The organism is Paenibacillus sp. 598K (genome assembly GCF_003851045.1).
GTDB lineage: Bacteria > Bacillota > Bacilli > Paenibacillales > Paenibacillaceae > Paenibacillus_D.
This window is the reverse complement of sequence record NZ_BFBX01000004.1, coordinates 65,688-87,370: the sequence shown is the minus strand read 5'-3', so window position 1 is coordinate 87,370 and position 21,683 is coordinate 65,688. Positions and strand designations below refer to the sequence as shown.

Annotated in this window: 19 protein-coding genes; 4 read left to right on the top strand and 15 right to left on the bottom strand. The window is 56.0% G+C overall.

The window, feature by feature from the left end; translation table 11 throughout:
• Positions 1 to 75: 75 nt before the first annotated feature.
• The 5 genes from PA598K_RS02020 to zwf all read right to left on the bottom strand — a co-directional run bounded on the left by PA598K_RS02020 (position 76) and on the right by zwf (position 5,880).
• Positions 76 to 627, bottom strand: a complete 552-nt coding sequence (locus PA598K_RS02020) for an NADPH-dependent FMN reductase (protein ID WP_128655240.1) — start codon at positions 625 to 627, stop codon at positions 76 to 78.
• A 234-nt stretch (positions 628 to 861) separates the two neighbouring features.
• Positions 862 to 2,037, bottom strand: a complete 1,176-nt coding sequence (locus PA598K_RS02015; RefSeq protein WP_128655239.1) for a copper amine oxidase N-terminal domain-containing protein — start codon at positions 2,035 to 2,037, stop codon at positions 862 to 864.
• 37 nt (positions 2,038 to 2,074) lie between these two features.
• Positions 2,075 to 3,247 carry a copper amine oxidase N-terminal domain-containing protein gene (locus tag PA598K_RS02010; protein ID WP_128655238.1) on the bottom strand — a complete coding sequence of 391 codons (1,173 nt, stop codon included), beginning with the start codon at positions 3,245 to 3,247 and terminating at the stop codon, positions 2,075 to 2,077.
• Positions 3,248 to 3,602: 355 nt separating this feature from the next.
• Positions 3,603 to 4,268, bottom strand: coding sequence for a fructose-6-phosphate aldolase (gene fsa / locus PA598K_RS02005; protein ID WP_128655237.1), 666 nt, complete (start codon positions 4,266 to 4,268; stop codon positions 3,603 to 3,605).
• Positions 4,269 to 4,365: 97 nt separating this feature from the next.
• On the bottom strand, positions 4,366 to 5,880 hold the full coding sequence (gene zwf / locus PA598K_RS02000; RefSeq protein WP_128655236.1) for a glucose-6-phosphate dehydrogenase: 1,515 nt from the start codon (positions 5,878 to 5,880) through the stop codon (positions 4,366 to 4,368).
• A 178-nt stretch (positions 5,881 to 6,058) separates the two neighbouring features.
• Here zwf and PA598K_RS01995 point away from each other — a divergent pair, with 178 nt between their 5' ends.
• Positions 6,059 to 6,937, top strand: a complete 879-nt coding sequence (locus PA598K_RS01995; protein ID WP_128655235.1) for a LysR family transcriptional regulator — start codon at positions 6,059 to 6,061, stop codon at positions 6,935 to 6,937.
• A gap of 227 nt (positions 6,938 to 7,164) precedes the next feature.
• On the opposite strand, the gene PA598K_RS01990 is transcribed toward PA598K_RS01995, so the two are convergent.
• Entirely contained in the window at positions 7,165 to 9,546 is a 2,382-nt protein-coding gene (locus PA598K_RS01990; protein WP_128655293.1) for a GH36-type glycosyl hydrolase domain-containing protein, read from the bottom strand.
• Between the two features lie 294 nt (positions 9,547 to 9,840).
• Between PA598K_RS01990 and PA598K_RS01985 the strand changes: the two genes are divergently transcribed.
• Together PA598K_RS01985 and PA598K_RS01980 are read left to right on the top strand one after the other, a co-directional pair.
• On the top strand, positions 9,841 to 10,293 hold the full coding sequence (locus PA598K_RS01985) for a MarR family winged helix-turn-helix transcriptional regulator (RefSeq protein WP_128655234.1): 453 nt from the start codon (positions 9,841 to 9,843) through the stop codon (positions 10,291 to 10,293).
• A 65-nt stretch (positions 10,294 to 10,358) separates the two neighbouring features.
• Positions 10,359 to 11,510 (top strand): MFS transporter, encoded by a 1,152-nt coding sequence (locus tag PA598K_RS01980; protein ID WP_260405221.1) that lies wholly within the window; start codon positions 10,359 to 10,361, stop codon positions 11,508 to 11,510.
• A 106-nt stretch (positions 11,511 to 11,616) separates the two neighbouring features.
• On the opposite strand, the gene PA598K_RS01975 is transcribed toward PA598K_RS01980, so the two are convergent.
• The 5 genes from PA598K_RS01975 to PA598K_RS01955 are packed head-to-tail and all read right to left on the bottom strand — an operon-like array spanning position 11,617 to position 16,345.
• On the bottom strand, positions 11,617 to 12,369 hold the full coding sequence (locus tag PA598K_RS01975) for an ABC transporter permease (protein ID WP_376739031.1): 753 nt from the start codon (positions 12,367 to 12,369) through the stop codon (positions 11,617 to 11,619).
• Positions 12,370 to 12,416: 47 nt separating this feature from the next.
• Positions 12,417 to 13,220: an ABC transporter ATP-binding protein gene (locus PA598K_RS01970; protein ID WP_128655232.1), complete on the bottom strand. Its 804-nt coding sequence runs from the start codon at positions 13,218 to 13,220 to the stop codon at positions 12,417 to 12,419.
• 12 nt (positions 13,221 to 13,232) lie between these two features.
• Complete coding sequence (locus tag PA598K_RS01965) at positions 13,233 to 14,261, bottom strand: ABC transporter substrate-binding protein (RefSeq protein WP_128655231.1); 1,029 nt, start codon at positions 14,259 to 14,261, stop codon at positions 13,233 to 13,235.
• Positions 14,262 to 14,304: 43 nt separating this feature from the next.
• The gene (locus tag PA598K_RS01960; protein ID WP_128655230.1) at positions 14,305 to 15,753 is read right to left on the bottom strand and encodes an aryl-sulfate sulfotransferase; all 1,449 of its coding nucleotides are present in this window, start codon (positions 15,751 to 15,753) and stop codon (positions 14,305 to 14,307) included.
• 28 nt (positions 15,754 to 15,781) lie between these two features.
• Positions 15,782 to 16,345, bottom strand: coding sequence for a MarR family winged helix-turn-helix transcriptional regulator (locus tag PA598K_RS01955; RefSeq protein WP_128655291.1), 564 nt, complete (start codon positions 16,343 to 16,345; stop codon positions 15,782 to 15,784).
• A 246-nt stretch (positions 16,346 to 16,591) separates the two neighbouring features.
• Between PA598K_RS01955 and PA598K_RS01950 the strand changes: the two genes are divergently transcribed.
• Positions 16,592 to 17,524, top strand: coding sequence for an ATP-dependent DNA ligase (locus PA598K_RS01950; RefSeq protein WP_128655229.1), 933 nt, complete (start codon positions 16,592 to 16,594; stop codon positions 17,522 to 17,524).
• 91 nt (positions 17,525 to 17,615) lie between these two features.
• Here PA598K_RS01950 and PA598K_RS01945 read toward each other — a convergent pair whose 3' ends face one another.
• From PA598K_RS01945 to PA598K_RS01930, 4 genes are read right to left on the bottom strand one after another with little or no spacing between them, the layout of a single operon-like run.
• The gene (locus tag PA598K_RS01945; RefSeq protein WP_128655228.1) at positions 17,616 to 18,752 is read right to left on the bottom strand and encodes a GerAB/ArcD/ProY family transporter; all 1,137 of its coding nucleotides are present in this window, start codon (positions 18,750 to 18,752) and stop codon (positions 17,616 to 17,618) included.
• A gap of 26 nt (positions 18,753 to 18,778) precedes the next feature.
• Positions 18,779 to 19,000: a hypothetical protein gene (locus PA598K_RS01940; protein WP_128655227.1), complete on the bottom strand. Its 222-nt coding sequence runs from the start codon at positions 18,998 to 19,000 to the stop codon at positions 18,779 to 18,781.
• Positions 19,001 to 20,209, bottom strand: a complete 1,209-nt coding sequence (locus PA598K_RS01935) for a Ger(x)C family spore germination protein (RefSeq protein WP_128655226.1) — start codon at positions 20,207 to 20,209, stop codon at positions 19,001 to 19,003. It lies immediately after the preceding gene.
• Positions 20,206 to 21,663 carry a spore germination protein gene (locus tag PA598K_RS01930; protein ID WP_128655225.1) on the bottom strand — a complete coding sequence of 486 codons (1,458 nt, stop codon included), beginning with the start codon at positions 21,661 to 21,663 and terminating at the stop codon, positions 20,206 to 20,208. The genes PA598K_RS01935 and PA598K_RS01930 overlap by 4 nt, the downstream gene beginning before the upstream one ends.
• Between the last annotated feature and the right edge of the window lie 20 nt (positions 21,664 to 21,683).

The window sequence follows — 21,683 nt, the reverse complement described above, 5'->3', positions numbered from 1 at the left end:
AAAAAGATACCCTCGCGCGGAGGGTATCCGTAGGTGTGGCTGTATGTGTGATCGAGATAAGCGTTGAGTCAGCGCTTAAGCGCGCAACGTCTTCAAAGCGCCGCTCCAGGCCAAAACCTGATCCAGCATGAGCGTAATATTCGTCTGATGCAGCTCTGCCGGCTTGAACACGCTGAAATTCTCGAAATCGGTGAAAAGCGACAGCGTCGGATGAACCCGGACATCGGCGACAAGCAGCTCGCCGAGGATGCCGCGCAGATGCTCTGCCGCGCGAGCGCCGCCGGTGCTGCCATAGCTGACGATGCCGGCTGCTTTGTTATGCCATGGCTCGCGGAGATAATCCAGCGCGTTTTTGAGAGCGCCAGTGATGCTGTGGTTGTACTCGGCGACGACGAAGACGAAGCCATCGAGGCTGTTGATCTTGTCGCTCCAGGCCGCGATGCCGGCTTCTTCGCCCGTTCCCTCGCCTAACAGCGGCAGCTTGTACTCTGCGATGTCGACAATCTCATAGTTAGCGTCGCCGCGTTGATCTGCGAGCGATTTGACCCATTCTCCTACCTGCGGGCTTACTCTTCCCTGACGGGTACTGCCGAGGATAATACCGATGTTCAGCTTTTGATCTGCCATAACGTATTCCACCCTTCTTAAAGTGTATGAATCGCCTGCGCATGTTCGCTTGCTGTCTAGTCACTGGTAATTATATCGCTAAGCAGTTGTCATGAGAAGTAGGCACATCTACCGACCTTAGTATACTAAGAGGTACCTTGGAGGCCTTGGAGTGCTTTTACGTGTCAGCATCGTTAGGCAGCATAATGCGGAAGCATGTGACAGATGCCACCTCTGTTGCCATGCTATCCGTGTCTACGCCCCATGAATGACAATATTGACGCTGCGGCTCTCTGGCCACCATTTGACCTCGAGGTTAAAGGCAGCGGTGAGCGTGCGAATCGGCACATAGGTTACATTGTCCCGCAGCACCGGCTCGTAGGCCGCGCCTGCCAGCTCGCCGTCGATCCACAGTCGCACCTGATCCGCATGACGAGGCTCGACCGCCTGCGGCTTCGTGCGAATAAGCACGCTCTTCGTCGCCGCGTCCCAGACGACCGGCTGCTTCGTCAACGCCGCGATCGCGCGGATCGGCACATGGACGCGGCCGTCGATCATGAGCGCCTTCATCGCCGGGTCCGACGCTGGCAGACCATTAATCGAGATGAGCGGCGTCGAGGCGGGCAACACCTCTAGCTCTCTCCCCGATCCACCTGCATCTAAATTTACGAAGAATAACGTTCCTTTTCCCGGTGGTATTGGCTGCAAGCTGCCATCTCTTTTCTTGCCAAAAGCAGGCATTGTGAACTGCAAGTCAAATCGACCAAATTGCGTTTTCCCTCTATGTACAACAAAGGCGAGATCGTCTGAGCTTGAGGCACTCTCTACCTCGGGGCTCCAAAGCAACTCGATTTCTTCCTCCTCTTCAAAGCTGACGTCTACCCCGACTGCCCGGACGGTTTGGCCAATCTGGACGTTTTTCGCCTCCAGTGTCAAGGTAGATTCAACGAATGGCAGGGACTTGAACTTCTCAAACATTCCTGTACTTGGCATGAGCAAATAGCCATCCTCTGAGCTAACGAGCATTTTGTGATCCCGAAACGATAGCGATAATTGATATTCTGAAGTCGTAATAATATCAAGACCACTAAAGAAAGTATCTATGTTACCCTTAGGAATAGGCTCGACAACGCCCTCCTCGGCAATCTCTTTCAGCATGGAACAAACCGCTTCAATGGACGTGTTGTCGGCCTCCCTAATACCGAACAACGGTTGAAACAGACGGTCGCTAATTGATTTAACTACAATTTGAATCGTATCCGGGCCACATTCCGTTAAAACCTTCTTTAACCGTTCTCCCCCTTCCGTGCTTTCAGCCGTATTCGATGCGTGCATGTTTGATAAAGGATAGGCAGTAAAAATAACAAGCACTAACAGTAATATAACCCTTGAACACCATCGACTGTTTTCTTGAACCCCTGTTCGTCTCATTTGGTTGGCTCCTTTGCTCGTGCTTCGGTCGCGCTATTTACGCCCCATGGATAACAATATTGACGCTGCGGCTCTCCGGCCACCATTTGACCTCAAGGTTAAAGGCGGCGGTAAGCGTGCGGATCGGCACGAAGGTTACATTATCCCGCAGCACCGGCTTGTAGGCCGCGCCTGCCAGCTCGCCGTCGATCCACAATCGCACCTGATCCGCATGACGAGGCTCGACCGCCTGCGGCTTCGTGCGGATAAGCACGCTCTTCGTCGCCGCGTCCCAGACGACCGGCTGCTTCGTCAGCGCTGCGATCGCGCGGATCGGCACATGGACGCGACCGTCGATCATGAGCGCCTTCATCGCCGGGTCCGACGCCGGCAGGCCATTGATCGAGATGAGCGGCGTCGAGGCGGGCTTCAGAGGGATAAGCTTTTGCCCGCTATAGGTGTAGGGAATGTTGTACTCGAACTGTCCCTCACCCGGCAGGATCGGCTGCAATACACCCGTCTCATCTTTGCCAAAAGCCGGCATAACGAACGTCGTATCCAGTCGACCATACCGTGTTTCTGTTTTGTGCACAACAAAGCTTTTTGCAACCGTCAATCCTGAGGCGTCTGTTTGTGTGGTGAGCCATATGAGCTCGACCGGCTGCGTCGCCTCCTCGTTAATGTTGACGCCTGTGAGACGAATCGTCTTGCCGATCTCCAATTGATCGTTATCGACTGTCAGCGACTGCTCGGGGAATTCCAGTCCGGACAAAGACTCCGAGATCGACGGGTCAGCCACCACTAGACGAGTGTGATCCTCCTTGTTGACCGCCAACTCTCCCTTGTTCGTCCACGTGATCTCGAAATAAAAGCCAGACGCCATCTCGATGGCGTAGCCCCAGAAAAATCGGTCCTTTATCTCCGGCGGCAGATGCACTTCTTTGGCTGTATTGGAAATTTGCTTTAAATAGCTGCAAACCAGGCGAAGCTGCTCGCGGTCCTCGGCGCGTTTTTGCAGCAGGGGCTGAAACAACCGGTCTCCCTGTCGTTTATTGACATATGTGATCCGGTTCGGCTCGCAAGCCGCAGCTTCCTCCTTGAATTGCCGGACAAACCCGTCGCTTTGGTCTCCACTTTCCTGTGCATGCACCGGTATGCCCACGAAGCTAAGTAGCATCAATCCTGTAGCGATGAGCATTTTGGTTCGAGTAAAGCGGGATGCATGCTCCATTTTACAACTCCTCCGCTATTTTCCATTGTTCTCCCCAGTTATACAACGCAATCGCGACGAAAAAGTTGCGGTGGCGATCTAACGGACATATTTGCACCATAAAAGGCCGATATTCGTCGTTTGTGATTTTTAACGGACAAATGTGCACCATACAAAAAAAGAAGCGGATCGCATCAAGATGCGCCGCTTCGAAAGGAACTGCAAAGCCATTGCAGTTAGTGCTTACCCAAAATGCTCAACAATGCTCAACTACATCCAACTAAAAACAACCGCACTACTAAAACCGTACAACTACAATTACTACTACAACCCAACCGTGCTACTCAACTTGCTAGAAAACAAGTGTTGCCGTCGATTACTGAACGGCCTTCTTCCAGTCGGCGGCGAACTTCTCCAGTCCCTGATCGGTGAGCGGGTGTTTGGAGATTTGCTCAATGACCGAGAATGGAATGGTGGCGATGTGCGCGCCTGCCATAGCGACACGCGTCACATGGTCCGGATGACGGACGGAAGCGGCGATGATCTGCGTATCCAGGTTATGTACCCGGAACAGCTCCGCTACCTTGCTCACCAGTTGCACGCCATCCTCGGAGATGTCGTCGAGGCGACCGAGGAACGGCGATACGTAGGTAGCGCCGGCACGCGCTGCGAGCAGCGCCTGGTTGACGGTGAAGATAAGCGTAACGTTTGTTTTGACGCCTTTCTTGGCAAGGTAGCGGCAAGCCTCCAGCCCGGCCAGCGTCATTGGCAGCTTGATCGTGATGTTGTTGTCGTGGTTGTTGATCTTGATCAGCTCATCCGCTTGGGCGATCATCTCCTCCGCCGTCTCGGCGTCAGGCGTTACCTCGGCGGAGACGGACTCGACGTCCGGCACGGCCTGCAGGATCTCCTCGATGCGATCCTCGAATTTGATGCCCTCCTTGGCGACCAGCGAAGGGTTCGTGGTTACGCCAGAGAGCACGCCGATTTTGTGAGCCTTCTGAATGTCTGTCAGGTTAGCCGAATCGATAAAAAATTTCACGCGCAACAACCTCCATAGATGTGAGTGATGGTACGATACTTGAAGCGAAATCTTCTAAACGGTATTGCCTTGCCAGAGCTGCGTCAGACTAGGTTCGTCAGGCCAACTGTCCAGCCGCGACCGGCAGAGACGCCTGCTCCTCCTCGATCTCGCCCGGCCACCAGCGGAAGCCGTCAGCCGCCAGCAGCGCATGCGCCGCCTCCGGTCCGGTAGAGCCTGCCGGATACTGGTGCAACGGCACCTCGTCGGCAGCAAAAGCTTCAAGGATCGGCTGCACCCATTGCCAGGACAGCTCGACCTCGTCCCAGTGGGCGAAGAAGGTCGGATCGCCTGCGATCGCATCATGAATCAGGCTCTCGTAAGCCTCCGGCAGCTCGGCCGATTGCTCGTGGAAGTTGATGCGGATCGGCTTCTGCTCGCTCTTCTCCTTCGGATCGCGGGTGTTCAACTGCAGCGTGATGCCTTCCTCCGGACCGATGTCGAAGATGAGCAGATTTGGCAGCTTGGCGGTCTGCGACGGCTTCGCGGATTGCTGGAGCGGGTCCTTGAACTCGACGACAATACGCGTAGCCTTCTCGTTCATACGCTTGCCGGTGCGGATGTAGAACGGCACACCCCGCCAGAAGTAATCGTCGATCTGCAGCTTGGCCGCGATGAACGTATCGTTGCGGGAGCTGGCCTCAATGCCCGGCTCTTCGGTATAGCCGACAACCGGCTGGCCCTTGAGCGTGCCGGCGGCGTATTGGCCGCGTACGATCTGCGTACCCAGCTCGCTGCGGGACAGCGGCTCGAGCGCCTCCATCACCTTGCGCTTCTTGAATCGCACCTGCTCGGCAGTACTGCCCTTGGCCAGTTGGCTGGTCAGCATCATCAAGAGCTGCAGCATATGGTTCTGGAACATATCCCGGATCGCGCCGGACTGATCGTAGTATGCGGCGCGCGTCTCGACGCCAACCGTCTCGCTAGCCGTAATCTGCACGTTGGCGATATACCGGTTGGACCAGAGCGCATGGAGCACCGGATTGTTCTGCTGCAGCACCTCGAGCTTCTGCACCATCGGCTTGCCGAGGTAGTGGTCGATCCGATAGATCTCATCCTCGGCGAACGTCTCGCTGAGCTTGGCGTTGAGCGCTCTGGCGGATGCCAGGTCGTAGCCAAAAGGCTTCTCGATGACGAGCCGTTTCCAACCCGCCGCCTGCCCGAGACCGCTCGTCTTGATGTTCTCGGCGATCGGTCCGAAAAACTCCGGTCCCACCGAAAGATAGAACAGACGATTATGCGCCGAGCCCATCGCCGCCTCGCGCTCTTCGACAAACGCCAGCAAGCTACGGTAGTCCTCCGGCTGCCCAACATCCAGCACACGGTAATGGAAGGTCTGCACAAATCGCTCGACCTCTGCCGGGCTCCCTCCGTGACGTCTGGAGAAATCCTGGAGCGACTGTTTGACATTGGCACGGAACACCTCGTCCGGCACCTCTCTGCGTCCCAGCCCGATTAGCGTAAATGCGCTCGGCAGCTTGCGGTCGAGAAACAAGTTATATAAGGCGGGATAAATTTTGCGCTTGGCCAAGTCGCCAGTCGCCCCGAATAACACAAACGTAGTCGGTTCCATCGTCCTCTCCCTTTCCTGCAGAGCTTAGGCATAAACGAGTCAAGCCGCAGCCATCCTGATGGCTATGAAAAACGCTTTCCTGACGCAAGCTCTGGTATGATTGTCGTAAGTCCACTATAATACGAATATGATGTATACATGTAATCAATATATTATACAGGAGCTATAGACCACATCTATGATTAATAATTATGAGCTATACAAGGTGTTCTATCTCGCTGCCAAGACAGGAAGTCTCAGCCAGGCTGCCAAGGCGCTGTATCTGACCCAGCCGAGCGTCAGCCACGCCATCAAGCAGCTCGAGGCGAGCTTCGGCTTGCCGCTGTTCAATCGAACAGCTAAAGGCGTCACGTTGACCCAAGAGGGTGCCACCCTCTACTCCTATATCGAGCAATCGCAGATCCTGATCTCGCTCGCTGAGGAGAAGATGGCCGCGCTCAAAAATCTTGACAGCGGCGAATTGCGAATCGGCGGCAGCGACTCGCTGTTCAAGCATTATCTGTTGCCCCATCTCGAGCAGTTCCACGCCCGTTATCCCGGCATCCGGCTCCATCTTAACCACGGGACGACGCCGGAGACGATCGCCTTCCTGAAGGAGGGCCGGATCGACCTGGGCGTCGTGCGGATGCCAATCGTCGACCCGCTGCTGGACGTGACGAGCAGCTTCCAGCTGCAGGATTGCTTCGTCGCCGGCGCCCGTTATGACGAGCTGCGGGACCAGGTGCTGTCGCTGGAGATGCTCATGGATTATCCGATCATCCTGTTCTCCCGCAACAGCCGGGTGCGGGTCAACATTACCGAGCTGGTGCAGAGTTACGGCTATAATCTGAAGCCGGACATCGAGGTCGGCAGCGTCGATCTGCTGATCGAATGCGCCCGCCGCGGTCTCGGCATCTCCTATGTGACGCGCGAGTTTGTCTCCCGCGAGCTCGAGGAGGGCTCACTGTTCGAGGTGAAGCTCGATGTTCCGATCCCGCCATCCCAGGTCGGTCTGATGACGATGCGCAACATGCCGGTCTCGATCACGGCGAGCAAGTTCATCGAGCTGGTGCAATAAGTCGTTTCTCGGTCATGGGTTCCTGCTCCCTTGGACAAAGTATGACTTTCCATGCCCCTCTCCTCCCTGGAAAAGGCAAAGGCTCGATGACTATCGAGCCTGGTCCACGTCCTGGTCGCCGCTACGCTGGACAAAGGGCTCGCCTCAGGCCTACTGCGCCTGTGACGAGCCCTTCTTGTTGTGTCTACTCCCGAATCGATCCCGGACGACGCCGGTACGTCCGGACTTTACTGCGCCGTCGGCAGCTTGACCGTCACCCGGTACGATACTCCAGCCTCGAGCCCGCGGAGCACGCCGTCCGGGACCAGCTGGCCGTCCAGATATACCTCGATCGCAGCGACGTTCGCATCGCGGCGGTAATCGACGTCGATGGTCGCTCCCCGGAAGCTGCGCGTCACGCGCGCCTCGCTCCACTCGGCCGGCAGCTGCGGCTGCACGCGCAGTCCGCCCGGCACGCCTTGCAAGCCAAACAACCCATCGATCAGACAGCGGTAAACCCACGGCACGGTGCCGGTATTGAACAGCTGGCTGGAACGCCCTGCCGTGTGCGGATATTGGCGGTAAGCGCCGCGGTAGTAGTTCGGAATGAAGATCGGCATCTGCCCGCGTTGTCTCAGATCTGCCTCGTCTGGTCCCGGCAGCATCTTGCGGAGTACCCGATACGCCCGATCCCGCTCCCCTGTTACATACAGCGCATAGATGTAGAACGCCGAAGCGTGGTTGTAGACGGCTCCGTTCTCGGCGCTGCCCGGATGCTTCTGGGTGACGCGTCCGACATCCTCGCGCATCGCGGTGAACGATGGCGCTAGCTTCTCCACGCCATATGGCGTCTCCAGTTGCTCCTCGACGGCGCGGATCAGACGCTGCGCCTTCTCTTCGTCCGCCGCGCCGCTCATGAGCGACCAGCTCTGCGGATTGATATAGATCCGGCCCTCCGTATCCGAGCTGACCCCAAATACGACATTGTCGTCGGTGATGCCGCGCGCATACCAGTCGCCGTCCCACAGATAGCGGTTGGCAACGGTGTTGGTCTGCTCCGCCAGCTCGCGGAAAGTCGCGGCCTCGCCCGACCGCCCGTGGCGCTCGCTGATGCCGGCCCATACGTTGAACCCGTAGGCGGATGCGATCGTCAGCCAGCCCGAGACGCCCTTGCCTTTGTGCCCGACCATATTCATCGGATCGCACCAGTCGCCTTGATTGATATAGTTGAGCCCCCGCTCGTCCCTGGCTTCGGCTAGCCAATGCATGGCGCGCGTCACATGCTCGAATACCGAGGCCTGCTCCTCCGAGTCGGCAAAACCGATCTGCTCGTCAAGGATGGTGTAATCGTCCGTCTCGTCGAGGTACGCGTCCAGACAGATCGGCAGCCAGACGCAGTGGTCCATATGGGGCACCTGATTAATATATTTCAGCTCGGCATCCGGGTGCAGGATGATGCCGTCAGGCATCGCGCCGCTCGCCTCCTGCTGTCGCAGCGCAGTGAGGAAGGCGGCTCGCGCCGTGTCCGGCTTGATGTAGCTCATACCCATATTGTCCTGCAGGTAGTTGCGCGTCTGCGGGTCTGTCGTCAGCCGGTTCGTCTGACCGTGATAGTACATCTGGCGCGGCAGCCATTCGTTGACGAGGTTGTCCAGCGCGGCATCCGGGGTCTGGATCGACAGACTGCCTCGCCCCTCTGCCACATAATCCGCATATGCCGCCGCGGCTGCGTCAAAGCCAACCTTCCCCGATTCATCCTGCCCATAGTAGCGTTCCCGGATGTCGGCAATCTCCCGCTCGGTCCGGGCCGGTCCGAACAGGAAGCGATAGCGCTCCTCCGCCTCCGGCTGGAGCGAGAGGCGATATTGCAGCGCAGCTACCGGCGTCTCGTAGCGCGCTTCTCCGCAGGCCAGGCGCTCCTCGGCGACGGCAGACGGCAGCATGAGGCCGCCTTCGCCCTCGAACTGCTCCTGATTGACCTCCCAGGCGTCCGGCCGGCGATCCGGCAGCAGGTAGGTTTTGTCCTTCAGCGTCTTGATCTTTGGATAATCATCCACCTTCTGATACGGGGTCACCGAGGAGCATACGATGCCTTGCAGCTGATCGTTGTACTCGCCGGATTGATTCATCCAGGACATGTAGCCTACCGTAAAGTATGGATAAAGACTCAGCTTGCGCGCGCGTCCGCTCAGATTGCGCACCTTGACCTCCCACATCTCGACCGGCTCGCGCACTGGCAACGTGAGGCGCAGCTCGATCTCGACTCCAAGCGCGCGGACCGTCCAGTAGAGATCATGCTTGCCGGCGGCAAATACGTAATGCTCGGCAGGCTTGCGCACCGGCTCATACGGGGCGGAGAACACCTCTCCCGTCTCCTCGTCCTTGATATAGACGAAGCGCCCCGGATGATGGGCATAATAAGGCTGCTCCGGCTGCATGAACGTTTTGGCTTCCAGATTGGGGGCATGCGAGTACTTGGCCGGTTCGGGCTGCATGAACTGGGCCACCGCATACCCTCGGCAATTCATATGGATCATCATCGTCTCGTTCCAGAGAAATCCCGAGGCTTTGGGCATCGCTGTCGGACTGTACAATTGGTAGTACTCGCGGTCTTCTGTCGGTTGGACCAACATCGTTAATTTCCTCCTCCTAACATGTCTCTATGTATTTTCGAACCCCTCCATTATAGCATGGTGCAAGAGCCTTGAAAAAAGGGGGCTGATCAGCCAGCTCGCACGATCTGACGACGACGCTCGCGACGATCGGATCGGATATGTGTCCGTTTGTCGACCATCATCCCGAGCTGCGCGGCGCCCTTTGTCGAAGTACCCCGTAGAGCTGCACGTTGAAGTAACAACGTTGACAGCCCTTTATTACGGGCATATAATTGTCAAGACAACTATTATGAGGAGCAGGTGAATCGAATGACGCATGAGGACGATCTGTTAAAGGATTCGCTTGGCTTCCAACTGGGCGTGACTTACCGCAAGCTGGTCCATGCCTTCCAGCAGCAGCTGAAGGCGTACGATATCACGACCGAGCAATGGTCGGTCTTGTACCAGGTGTACCGGGAAGACGGCATCATCCAGAAGTCGATCGCCGAGCGGCTCTATAAGGATAGACCGACGACGACCCGCCTGCTCGGGCAACTCGAGAGCAAGGGCTGGATTAGTCGCAGCCCCGGACTGACTGACAAACGTTCGGTAACGGTTCGCGTTACGCCTTCCGGGGCCGCGCTCGTCCGAGCTACTTACCCGCTCGAGCGCCAATTGATGGCCGATATGCGGACGAGTCTTGGCCAAGAGACTTACGAGGAACTGCTGGCGTTGCTGCGAGAGACGTATCAGCACGCCCAACAATTAACCGATAGAGAGTAGGCGAATTGCACTTGGGACCACATCACGAACAGCCTCGCAACCTTTGGACAGCAGCCTTTATCGGATTGACAACCAGCTTTTTCCTGCTATTTCTGAATCTACAAATGCTCCTTGCCGCTTTTCCCGCCTATGTACAGGAACGGTTCGACGCCGATGATATAACCGTCAGTCTGATGACGAGCGTCTTCGCCGCCAGTGCCATCGCTTCGCGCTTCCTCACCGCCTGGCTGCTGCGACGGATCGACCGGCGCCATCTGCTGCTGGTCTCGATCGCCCTGGCGGTAATCTTCACTGCCCTGTATGCCTCGGCTTGGTCGATCGACTCGCTGCTGTTATGGCGTATTGGCTTCGGGATCGGCTTTGGGATGGCCAGCACGATTATTCCTACGCTTGTCTCCGCAGTTATCCCCGGCAACCGGATCGGCGAGGGGATCGCTTATTTCGGTCTATCGACCAGTCTGGCGATGTCCATTGGTCCATTGACGGGACTTAATATACTGGATGCTTACGGCTTCCCGACACTCGTCTGGCTCGGCACAGGCGTCGCTATGCTGATCCTTCCGGTGCTGCTCCTGACACGGGCGCTCCCTGCGTTGCAGCCCGCAGTCGCGCATATCCGCGCTGGAAGCGCGCCGCGACCACCCTTTCCCCGGCAGATCGCGATTCCGGCGCTGCTCAATTTGCTGCTTGGCTTTACGTACAGCGGCTTGCTCAGCTTCATTGCGCTTTATGGCATGTCGGCAGGGCTTCCGCAAGCGGGATTGTTTTTCCTGTTCAACGTTGTCGCCATTCTGATCGTCCGGCCTCTGGCAGGGAGATGGTTTGATCGTCGCGGTCCAGTCGTCGTGCTGATCCCCGCTGCGCTCAGTCTCGGGGGCGGTCTGCTCGTCCTCTCTTACGCGACGACGATGCCGATGCTGACCGCAGCAGCGCTGCTCTACGGAGCCGGCTTCGGCTCGATACAGCCGACGCTTCAGGCCTGGATGCTGCGCGTCTCGCGTCCCGAGCAGCAAGGCACCGCCAACAGCATGTTTTACAACTCGGCAGATCTGGGTATCGCCATCGGGTCCTTTGCGCTCGGCGCGCTGGCCTCGGTGTCGGACTACGGGATCATGTATCGCTGCTCCGCCGCCTTGTCCCTTCTCTTCCTCTTGGCTGTTCTCTATGCCAGAAGACCCGTCGCCGCCGTTGCAACATCGCCATCCATCGATAATTAAGACGAGCCCTCCGCAGCTCCCACCCGGTCATCGCCAAGCAACCCCCGGAAGCGCCATTGCGGTGCCTCCAGGGGTTGCTCTACTATTGTACTTTGGTCTTCCTTGCTTACCTCCGCGAGCCTGACGAGCTTACAACGCCATAACGGCCCAGCAGCTTCTTGCCCAGCCAGCCGACCAAGCGATCCGTGACAAAGCCCATCAGCCCGAGGCAGATCAGACCTACGAAAATCCAGTCCGTGCGGAAGAACAGGCGAGAATTCCAGATCAGGTAGCCGATGCCTTCATTGGCCGCTATCATCTCCGCGCCGATAATCGCCATATACGAGGTACCCATCGCGATACGAACCCCCGTAAACATATAGGGTGTCGTTGCGGGAATGACGACATGCAGCAAGATCTGCCACTCCGATGCGCCCATGCTGCGAGCGGAGCGGACTTTGTCTTCCTCCAGTGAGAGAACCCCTGTCAAGGTGTTCATCATAACGATGAAGAGCGTCGCGTACAGGATAAGCGCGATCTTCGACTGCTCGCCGATGCCGAACCAGACCAGGAAGAGCGTGATGAAGGCAATCGGCGGTATAAAGCGGATGAAGTTCAGGAACGGCTCGGCGATCGCCCGAATCGGCGCCACTCTGCCGATGATCAGACCAGCGGGAATCGCAATCAGGCTGCCAAGCGACCAGCCAACCAGGACGCGAAAGAAGCTGATGCCGATATCGTTGAGGAGCGATCCGCTCTCCATCAATTCCTTCGCCCCAAGCCAGGTATCCCTAATCCCGGGAATGACATCCGGCCCATAGACCCAAGCGCCGAGCTGCCAGACGGCAAGCACTAATAGCCAGAGGATCAGGATGGGCAGACCCTTGACGAGCCGCCCGCTCCAGCCCGGATTGTTATTTGCTGATTTCACGGATATGCGCCTCCCTCAAGCGTAGCTTCGAAGTGGGATTGGATGCGCCGTTGCAATGATTGGAATTGCGGAAGCGTCGCATCCCGAGGATAGTCCAGCGGCACCTCGTAGATATCCGTAATCCTCGAGTTGGGACCTGGCGACATTACGGCGATACGCTGTCCCAGCAGGAGCGCTTCCTGAATGTCATGCGTAACGAAGATGACGGTTTTATCCGTCTCTCGCCAGATTTGGCCCAGCTCCTTTTGCATCGTGCGTCTCGTCATCGCATCGAGTGCGCCGAACGGCTCATCCATCAGTAGAATCTCCGGATCGTTAGCCAGTACGCGGGCCAGTTGAACACGCTGCTTCATCCCGCCGGACAATTCGCGAGGGAACTTGCTCTCGTGTCCGGACAAGCCGACCATCCGGATGAAGCGATCGGAGACGCGATGGCGTTCCTGCCGCGGCATCTTTTTCATCTTCAAGCCGAACTCCACATTCTGGCGAACCGTAAGCCATGGGAACAATGAGGAATCCGCCTGTTGGAAGACGACTGCCCGATCGCTTCCCGGCCTGTCAACCTCGACTTGGCCGACGCGCAGAAGACCTGCCGTTTTGGCTACGAAGCCCGCGATAATATTGAGCAGCGTCGACTTGCCGCACCCGCTCGGACCAAGCAACACGAAAAACTCTCCGCCTTTGACAATCAAATCCACATCTTTAATAATGTAATGCAGCGCACTCTGATTTCCGCTGCCATAGCTTTTATCCAAATGTTCGATCGTAATCGTGCCTGCCTGCGCAACTGCTCGTGTCATATCGCAATCCCCCTACTTGCCGTAGTCAACCCGTTCAGGAACCGCCTGTTTGAGACTATCCAGGTTAAGCTTCTCTGTCAGATCAAAGTCATCCTTAATAATTCCGGCAGCTATCATATATGCTTTTTGGTTGCTCAAGCTATCGAATGACGCCTGGGAGAAGCCGATCTTCCAGTTAATGGTCGCCAGGTCTCGTAATGTAGCTTCCTTGGGCTGCTTGGTTTCCTTGAATAGAATCTCGGCGGTCTCTTCCGGGTGGTCGCTTGCGTACTGCGAAGCCTCATCCAGGGCGCGCAGGAAGTTGGATAACGCTTCAGGCTGATCCCCGATGAGGGTGTTGGTAGCCACAACAGCCCCGCCGATCCGGACATGCGTCTGGGACATATCTGTCAGCACGTGTACGCCTTCGAGCGCTTCAAGCTTATCGATCAGCGCAGCGCCTACGGCCCAGGTTGCGTCGATCTCGCCCTTCTTCAGCGCGATGTAAGCTTCGTCGAAGCCGCCTTGCCCGATCTGTTCGGTGTCGTCGACGGACACGCCATTGGTTTTGAGATATTCGTCCCACAGGTACGGAAGGAATGTTCCGCGCAGCGTACTGAGCTTTTTGTTTTTCAGATCGGCTGCCTCCTGTATATCATTCTGGACATACAGCTTCCATTGCGCCGCCGACGCATCGGTATTTGTCCCGGTCGCAGCGATGATTGAATAGTCGCCTTTGCTCACTGCATTCAATATCGGGAAGTCAGCCCCCCATGCGATATCGGATTGCTTGATAAACAGCGAATTGATCCCTTCGGCCGGCGTAGCGAATGTGAGAATCTCCGCATCGATGCCATACTTCTCGAAGAGTCCCTTGCTCTTGGCAACACGGAACACCGGGTTGGTCGCCGTATCGGCAATGACCAGATGGACAGGTTCTGACGAAGCGTCCACGGACCTCTCCCCGTACTTACGATCGGCGCAGCCTGTAGCGATGATTGTGATCAGTATAAGCAAGAACAGCAGACTGCTTAAGTAACGGAAGGTTTGGTTACGAGACATAGTTACTCCTCCTAGCTATTAACAGATGATGAGGCACACTGCATTATGATGGATTGTCCGGTTTTTCATCCACGCTGGCGACGCAGAATGCCCCCTCGTCAAGCGAAATCGTCGTACCCGCGACCTTGACAGCGGAGAGTACGCCTCTCGCGGCGGCTCCAGGTACCCGATAATCGGCAAGGTCAACGGCTTCGATGGCTTGTTCGAGCGGCTTCTCCAGCTGCGGCACCCATTCATAAGGGACGCGATACGCACGGTATACCATATTGGCATTCGTCTTGTTCTTGTATGGAGAGATGTACTCCCAGACCAACTCATGCTCCCGCGTCACCTCGAACAGACGACCGTCCGCGCCTTCGGTAATTAGTGTATTGCCGTTGGGCAGTCGCTGCGCGGAGCTGATATACGGGCTGTAGAAGCGGTAAGAATCGAGCGGCTGTAAGTAGCCGGCCTCGGTAGGCGTATACTGCCAGACGATCTCCAGCGTCACAGGATCGATCTCCAGCACTCGCGAATGATCGCGGACCGCGTTCTTCTGACCATAAGGCGAAGCAGGATTAGGCAAGCCATAGCCCCCCCAACCACCGTTGTCGAAGACGAGCAGATTGCCCTCGCCTGGCAGTCCGCGCGGGATGATATGGGCATGATGCTGGCCGATAATCCAGCCGAGATGTCTCACCTCAGGTTTGGAGAAGTCCGGACCGATCTGCCAGACAATCTTGCCACTGCGCCGATCGGTAATCGCGATAATATTGGACTCTCGTGCGTCCCAGATGACATTGTCCGGATGGAATCGCTCGTCTCCGCCGTCATACCATCGATTGGGGCCAACCCAGGATACGGAATTAATGTGCATCCAGTCACCGCCGGTATTGCCGCCGAAGCGACGGCCGTTCGGATCGCGGAACAGCACATTTTTCGCTGCCTCGTCGAAGCCCAGCTCTGCGAAATGGTCGCTTATCGCCCATTCCCACAGGATGTTGCCTTGCCAGTCGACCTCGATAATGACATCGTCGAGCAACACCTTATCCGAAATCTCCGGCTGGTTCACATTGCGATGTACAAGCAGGAGTGTACGTCCGCGGTCTGTGAGTGGCTGCTGGCCTGGCGCATAATAGCCGACCGGACTGCCTTCCCGCTGGTGATCGTGATGGGCGCGCGCCATCCATTGCGGCTCGTTGTCCGGATCTTCGATGAATTCATAGCGATTGAAGCGCCAGACGATACGCCCCTCCCAGTCCACCTGAACCAGGTCAACCTCATCCTGGAATCCATACTTCGGGTCTCGAGCCTGTGTATGTCCTGTCACATATCCGCCCGGCAAAATTTTGTTCGGGAAGCCGCGCAGCCCCTCCCACAGATGAACTTCCTTGCCGCTCATATCGATCAGCAGCGCACCTATGTCAGCGGCTTGAAAAATCGTATACCCACTCCAGGCCTTTTCAGGCCGATAGACCGTTGTTCCCGTCGGATAAATTGTTGGATGACCCATGTCAAATCCTCCCTTTGTTAAAAAACTGTCAATAGCTCAAATAAGTGTTCCTCGATCTCTTTGCAGCGTTTTCCGCATCTTCCTCGGCAGTACTGCCTACATCGACTCGATTAGCTTGCTTCTCGTTTTGACGGGCGCGTGCCAGGACACGGTCGGAGAATTGATCCAGCCGTCCGATGATCTGTTGAAAAATCGCCTTCTGCACCGTCAACTCAGACTCGGTCAACCCACCGAACAGCAACTCGATGCATAGCGGACCTACATCCCGATTGCGAGCCAGCAGCGCTCTTCCCTCATCGGTGATGCCAAGCATCACGGTTCTGCGATCCTCAAGTGCTCGCCGCCGGATCGCGAAGTTTTTTTTCTCCAGCTTGTCGCACAATGCCGTTATTGCTCCGGAAGTCAAATCCAGCTCCTCCGTCAAGTCGCTCAACTTCTGTTCCCCATCGCGAAGCGTCTTCTGGAGGATCAGCAAGCCGGGCAGGGCAATACCCTCGACCGTAATTTTGTCCCGTTCCTTGACAAACTTACGTACCATTTTGCGAAAATACCAATCGATTTCTTCCATCTGTCTCCATTCGTTAATGGCCATAACGTTGGAAAACGTCCCTCCTTTCGCGCGTCGACAAAAAAAGACCCCAACATTCTCCGTGAAAGGAGAGGTTGCGGCCTTTGGTATGTCCAATCAGCTACGATATTACTTCAACGCTCAATTAATGAACGTTGAAGGATGTTGAAACGATCTTAAACCAATTATTCATAGTTGTCAAGTATGCTTTAATGATTAGCTTCGGTTGAGTTGGGTATAAACCCCTCGCACCTTGCCCATGCTAGGGCTATGAAACCAATCATTCCCTTCGAACCGGTCCGCGCCGAGACCATCCCGCTCGGCAGCGAATGGACCCACCAATTGAAATGGGACGGCGTGCGCATCCTCGCTTATCGGGAATCGGGGACTACTCGTCTGTTCAACCGGCAGCTGCGCGAGCGGACCGGACAATACCCCGAGCTGCTCGCACCGCTGCTTGATGCCGAGAGCTACATCGTGGACGGGGAAGTCGTCGCGCTCGCCCCGGATGGCAAGCCTTCCTTCCACGAGGTGATGCGCCGCGACGGCATCCGGCGGCTGGATCGTGTACCGCAGCTGGTGCGGGAGGTGCCTGTCTTCTATATGGTGTTCGATCTGCTTGAGCTGGACGGCGTCGCGCTGACGCAGCTGCCGCTTACCGAGCGCATGCAGAGGCTTGAGGCCCGACTGCTCCCTTCGTCGACGGTGCAGCTCGTGCAGTCTCAGACCGACGGCGCTGCTCTGTTCGAGGTTGTGCGCGAGCATGGGCTCGAAGGCATCGTCAGCAAACGACTCGATAGCGCCTACCCGCAAGGCGGCAAGGATGAGCGCTGGGTGAAGGTCAAAAATTATGGCGATATTATCGCCGTCATCGGAGGCTACACGACGCGCGACAATACCGTCAATGCGCTGCTTGCCGGAGTTTATCATGAAGGTCAGCTTCGGTTTATCGGCAAGGTCGGCACCGGCAAGCTCACGAGGGCGGACTGGCGTCATCTGACGACGACGCTTGCGACGATCGGATCGGATACGTGTCCGTTTGTCGACCACCACCCGGAGCTGCGCGGCGCCAGTTGGGTACAGCCGCTTTTGACCGCCAAGATTCGTTTTACAGAGTGGCGCTGGCAGGAAGGTCGTACGATGCGGCACCCGAGCTTGCAAGCCTTTGTCGAAGTACCCCCGGAGAGCTGCACGTTGAAGTAATGACGTTGACAGCTCTTTTTTTACGAGCGCTCAATAATTAATGACATTAATCATTAATGGCATTTATTAATTAATTAATCCATCCTTTCACTTATTTCCCGGCCCCGTCTGCAGCGGGTCTAGCTGCTCCCGACTTGACAGCTCGCTTCAATCGCCCAATCCCCCATAGGAGCAACGGGATCAAGATCAGATGGATCATCGAGTAGCTCGCCCACACTTCCTTGATCGCCTCGGCGACATATACGCTATTGATGTACGTGTTCCACGAGACGATGAGGATCAGCGCTGCCAGCGGGTAGATGAGCGGGCGATAGCTGCCGAGGCCGAATACCGTCTGCATGCCGGTGAGCAGTCCGAACATCATCAGCGAGGTTTTGATAAAAAAGGTCAATACCCACAATGTGATCAGGACGACTTCGATGCGCTGGAGGAATCCGCCGATATTGATCGTCTTGGCGAGGACAAACGCCGGAAAGGTACTGTTCGCTGATTGCTCGATGCCGAGGATGAGCAAGCTGAGCAAGACGATTGTCGCCAGCAGCATGCCGCCTGCCACAGTGCCAAGTACGATTCCCTTGCCTGCCTTCGACGAATCGGCCGCCATGGGCAAAAACACCAGCATGATGATTAACTCTTGGAACATAGCTGTGCGCAGGCCAGATGTCACAATGGGGATAGCTCCGCCTTCCCACATCGGCAGGATGTATTGCCATTCTACTTGAGGCAGCAAGGTTACGATTAGCACGAACGCAAACAAAATAATCCACGGCAGCATCAATTCCACCACGCGGCCCAAAATAATCATCCCCAGCCTGGCGCACATCACCGAAGCAATCAAGAAGAGCAATTCAATGGCTTGTATCGGCGTTTCTCTCATCAGCTCGCTGGTGAAGAAAAATCCAAGGTTGCCGAGAAGCGTGCCGCACAAGATCAAAAAGTAAAAAAGATACAGTAAAGAAACGACAGTGCCGATCCATTTGCCGAATGCGGACTCGATGATCTGAAACAGATTTTTACCCGGATATAGCTTGGCCAGCTTCAAATAGAAAAAGGCCATTGCCGCATTCACTGCCGTCATGAGCAGAGCGGCCATCCAGGCATCCTCCCTCACCGTCCCGACCAGCCCAGCCGGGATGACCAGGATGGAAGTGCCAACGGTCAGGCCAAAGGTCAGGATGAAATATTGGTAGCCGCTCAGCTTGTTCTTGTCCGCTTGATGATTGCCCATAAGAGGGCACCTCCTCTCAACGTAGACTAAGACATCATGCGGGAGATCGGCCCAATAACGGTGCGTATCCAGTTGAGCGGCTTGGGCATTGGCCAGCCCATCCATTCGCCAAACATCGCGACGAGCGCCAGCGCCCAGCAGCCTCCAAAGACGACCCATTCCTTTTTGCGCTGCATCTTCTTAATCGATGGCCATTCCGCTAGCGGGATAAACAGGACCATAAACGTAATCAGCATGCTCCAATTCATTTATTCATGCACCTCACTTCTTAACGGCTGGCCGATCGAACCGATCCGACGCAGGGAGACATGGGGCTCAATCGAAATTTGGACCTGTCGAAATTTATCCGACCAGTGATCGCGATACTTGTTCCATTGCTTCGGATACTTGCGATGCAGCGCCTCTCCAAAACCGAACACATCCGTGCCGTACTTCTCGCGAATCGTATTAATACTCTGCAGCGTGAGGACTCTCATCGCTTCCTTGAGCTCTATTTCTATGAGACGGAAGGACTCCTCCTGAGTCAGGTCAATGGAGCATTGCACCGCCTCCAGATCGGCGTCAATCTGAAAGTCCACCCAAAACTCCGGCTCTCCCTCCTGATTTAGTTTCACACGAATATGTGCCGATGACTGATTGATGCTGATGCCTACGATTCCGGGCTTATGCTTCGGACATTTGACATAACCAACTGTCGTATGAACATTCCTCAGAAGATAATTAATCGACTTGCTGGTTGACTCGTCTGCCCAGCCTACCAGCTTGTCGCCTTTGAACAAGGCAAGCCCTGCATGGCGAAGCTGCGCTTTAGGTTTCACCGAGTGAAGATTGCTAACGGTCTTCCCTTGCTGCTTGTCGCCCGAGATTTCGACACCCGACATAACTGGATTTGCGCCATCGCGACTTAGCTCTGTGACGAATTGCTGGAGCGTAACCTTGCCCGTCGCCGCCCATTGCTTGTTGGAGACCAGAATGGACGAATAAAGCGAGTTGGCCGGAATATGCTCGAAGGGCGTCAGCACTTGCAGGACGTCTGCCGCTTTTCCGCCTTGCGTAACGGCAAGATAGAAGTCGGTGCGAAACTCGCTGTTGCGCGAGATGTAGTCAAGCACGTCGCTAAGTCCATCCCGCGCCAACGCTTCGCCAAAAATAAGAACCCTCATATGAGATAGATACAGCTTGCGAGGGGCCTGGCTCAAAATACGTTGCAGCGCGTCGGGAATCGTTTGGCCGGGCGCGCTGTAGACAATAACTGGCGATGCGCCGACCGAGCCGCGCTGCAATCCGATCTCGGACGGGTTGATCACTTGCGCCGTCACCATGTAGCCTTTATCATCTTTGTCGATGCCAAGAGCCATGATGACAGCCAGTTCATTGAGTTCCTTACGGCTCCAGCAACCAGGCAGGATCGCCAGACCCAAGATAATCGGTATCAGGATGAGTCGATTGACGGTCATTGCTCTCCCCCTCCCTTCTGCTGCAGTCGCTTGACCATCGGTTGTGTCAGTCGGACGAGCGTATCCTTCTGAAACCTCAGGCGAAAAGGCGCAAGCGAGGTCATGTACGGCACGCCTAGCGACTCCAGCTGACACAGATGAAGCGCGAGCATGATGAGCGCGATGATCATCCCGTACAAGCCGAAGGTTGCCGCAATCGCCATCATCCCGAACCGAAGCAGTCGGATCGAGATCGCCATATTAAAGGCTGGAAGCGCAAAATTGGCAATCGCAGTCAACGCGACGACGATGACCATTGCTGCCGAGACGAACCCCGCTTCTACCGCTGCTTGACCGATAACGATCGTACCGACGATGGATACGGATTGGCCGATCGACTTGGGCAGACGTATGCCGGCCTCGCGGAGAATCTCGAAGGTCACCTCCATGACCAAAGCCTCGACAAATGCGGGAAAGGGCACACCCTCCCGTTGTCCGATCAAGGACATCAACAAATTCGCCGGTATCATTTCCTGGTGGAACGTCGTTATGGCAATATAAAACGAAGGCGTGAGCAAGGAGATAGCAAAACAAAAGTAGCGCAGCAGCCGAACCAGACTGCCAAAATCGCCGCGTTGATTGTAATCCTCGGCAGACTGGAAAAACTGCATGAACAACGCCGGCACAATGAGTACAAATGGCGTCCCGTCCACAAAAATCGCAATCCGGCCCTCAAGTAAATTGGCCGCAATCGTATCTGGCCGCTCCGAATTGCACACCGTCGGAAATGGACTGTACTGATGATCCTGAATCATCTCTTCAATGTAATTGCTCTCCAACACCTTTTCGAGCTTCATTTTTTGCAGCCTGCGGCGAAGCTCGGCCAAAACCTCGTGGTCGACTTTATCTTCCAGGTACATAATCGCCGTATCGGTCCTGGTGGCTGTGCCTAGCGTAAAGGCGTCTATTCGCAAAGAAGGGTTCTTTATACGTCTCCGCACGAGAGCCAGATTGTCTGACAGCGATTCTGTAAAGCCCTCGCGCGGGCCGCGTACGACAGCCTCGGATGTCGGCTCCTGGACGCTTCGCTTATTCAGATCGCCGGTTTCGATACAAAGTGTACGATTCAGGCCTTCAATAAAGATGATCGTGAATCCCGAGAGCAGCAGATGCACGATCTGCCGAAGCTCTTGCCCCTCGGACAGATAGCCGCTGGTAAGGGTAGGCTGCTTCAGGCGGGCGTATACGCCTTCCGCATCAAGTATGCAGCCCTCGGCAAGTATAGGGTCATAATGGATCGCTTCGAGCAGCGGCCGAGGGTCTGCTAGTCCTTCAACATAGATAAACCAACTGTCGATGCCGCCGAGCCGGGCAGAACGGTAGACGATATCGGGACTGTCTCCGAGCAACCCCTTCATATCCTCGATAAATGTCGTCGGTCTTACCAGATCGTGTGGATGGTCTTGTACTGTCATCGTATTCACCCCGGGCTCTA

Excerpts from the sequence above, each read along its gene's own strand:
- PA598K_RS02020 (WP_128655240.1), bottom strand. The coding sequence starts at position 627 with ATGGCAGATCAAAAGCTGAACATCGGTATTATCCTCGGCAGTACCCGT.
- PA598K_RS02015 (WP_128655239.1), bottom strand. The coding sequence starts at position 2,037 with ATGAGACGAACAGGGGTTCAAGAAAACAGTCGATGGTGTTCAAGGGTT.
- PA598K_RS02010 (WP_128655238.1), bottom strand. The coding sequence starts at position 3,247 with ATGGAGCATGCATCCCGCTTTACTCGAACCAAAATGCTCATCGCTACA.
- zwf (WP_128655236.1), bottom strand. The coding sequence starts at position 5,880 with ATGGAACCGACTACGTTTGTGTTATTCGGGGCGACTGGCGACTTGGCC.
- PA598K_RS01995 (WP_128655235.1), top strand. The coding sequence starts at position 6,059 with ATGATTAATAATTATGAGCTATACAAGGTGTTCTATCTCGCTGCCAAG.
- PA598K_RS01985 (WP_128655234.1), top strand. The coding sequence starts at position 9,841 with ATGACGCATGAGGACGATCTGTTAAAGGATTCGCTTGGCTTCCAACTG.
- PA598K_RS01970 (WP_128655232.1), bottom strand. The coding sequence starts at position 13,220 with ATGACACGAGCAGTTGCGCAGGCAGGCACGATTACGATCGAACATTTG.
- PA598K_RS01965 (WP_128655231.1), bottom strand. The coding sequence starts at position 14,261 with ATGTCTCGTAACCAAACCTTCCGTTACTTAAGCAGTCTGCTGTTCTTG.
- PA598K_RS01960 (WP_128655230.1), bottom strand. The coding sequence starts at position 15,753 with ATGGGTCATCCAACAATTTATCCGACGGGAACAACGGTCTATCGGCCT.
- PA598K_RS01955 (WP_128655291.1), bottom strand. The coding sequence starts at position 16,345 with ATGGCCATTAACGAATGGAGACAGATGGAAGAAATCGATTGGTATTTT.
- PA598K_RS01950 (WP_128655229.1), top strand. The coding sequence starts at position 16,592 with ATGAAACCAATCATTCCCTTCGAACCGGTCCGCGCCGAGACCATCCCG.
- PA598K_RS01945 (WP_128655228.1), bottom strand. The coding sequence starts at position 18,752 with ATGGGCAATCATCAAGCGGACAAGAACAAGCTGAGCGGCTACCAATAT.
- PA598K_RS01940 (WP_128655227.1), bottom strand. The coding sequence starts at position 19,000 with ATGAATTGGAGCATGCTGATTACGTTTATGGTCCTGTTTATCCCGCTA.
- PA598K_RS01935 (WP_128655226.1), bottom strand. The coding sequence starts at position 20,209 with ATGACCGTCAATCGACTCATCCTGATACCGATTATCTTGGGTCTGGCG.
- PA598K_RS01930 (WP_128655225.1), bottom strand. The coding sequence starts at position 21,663 with ATGACAGTACAAGACCATCCACACGATCTGGTAAGACCGACGACATTT.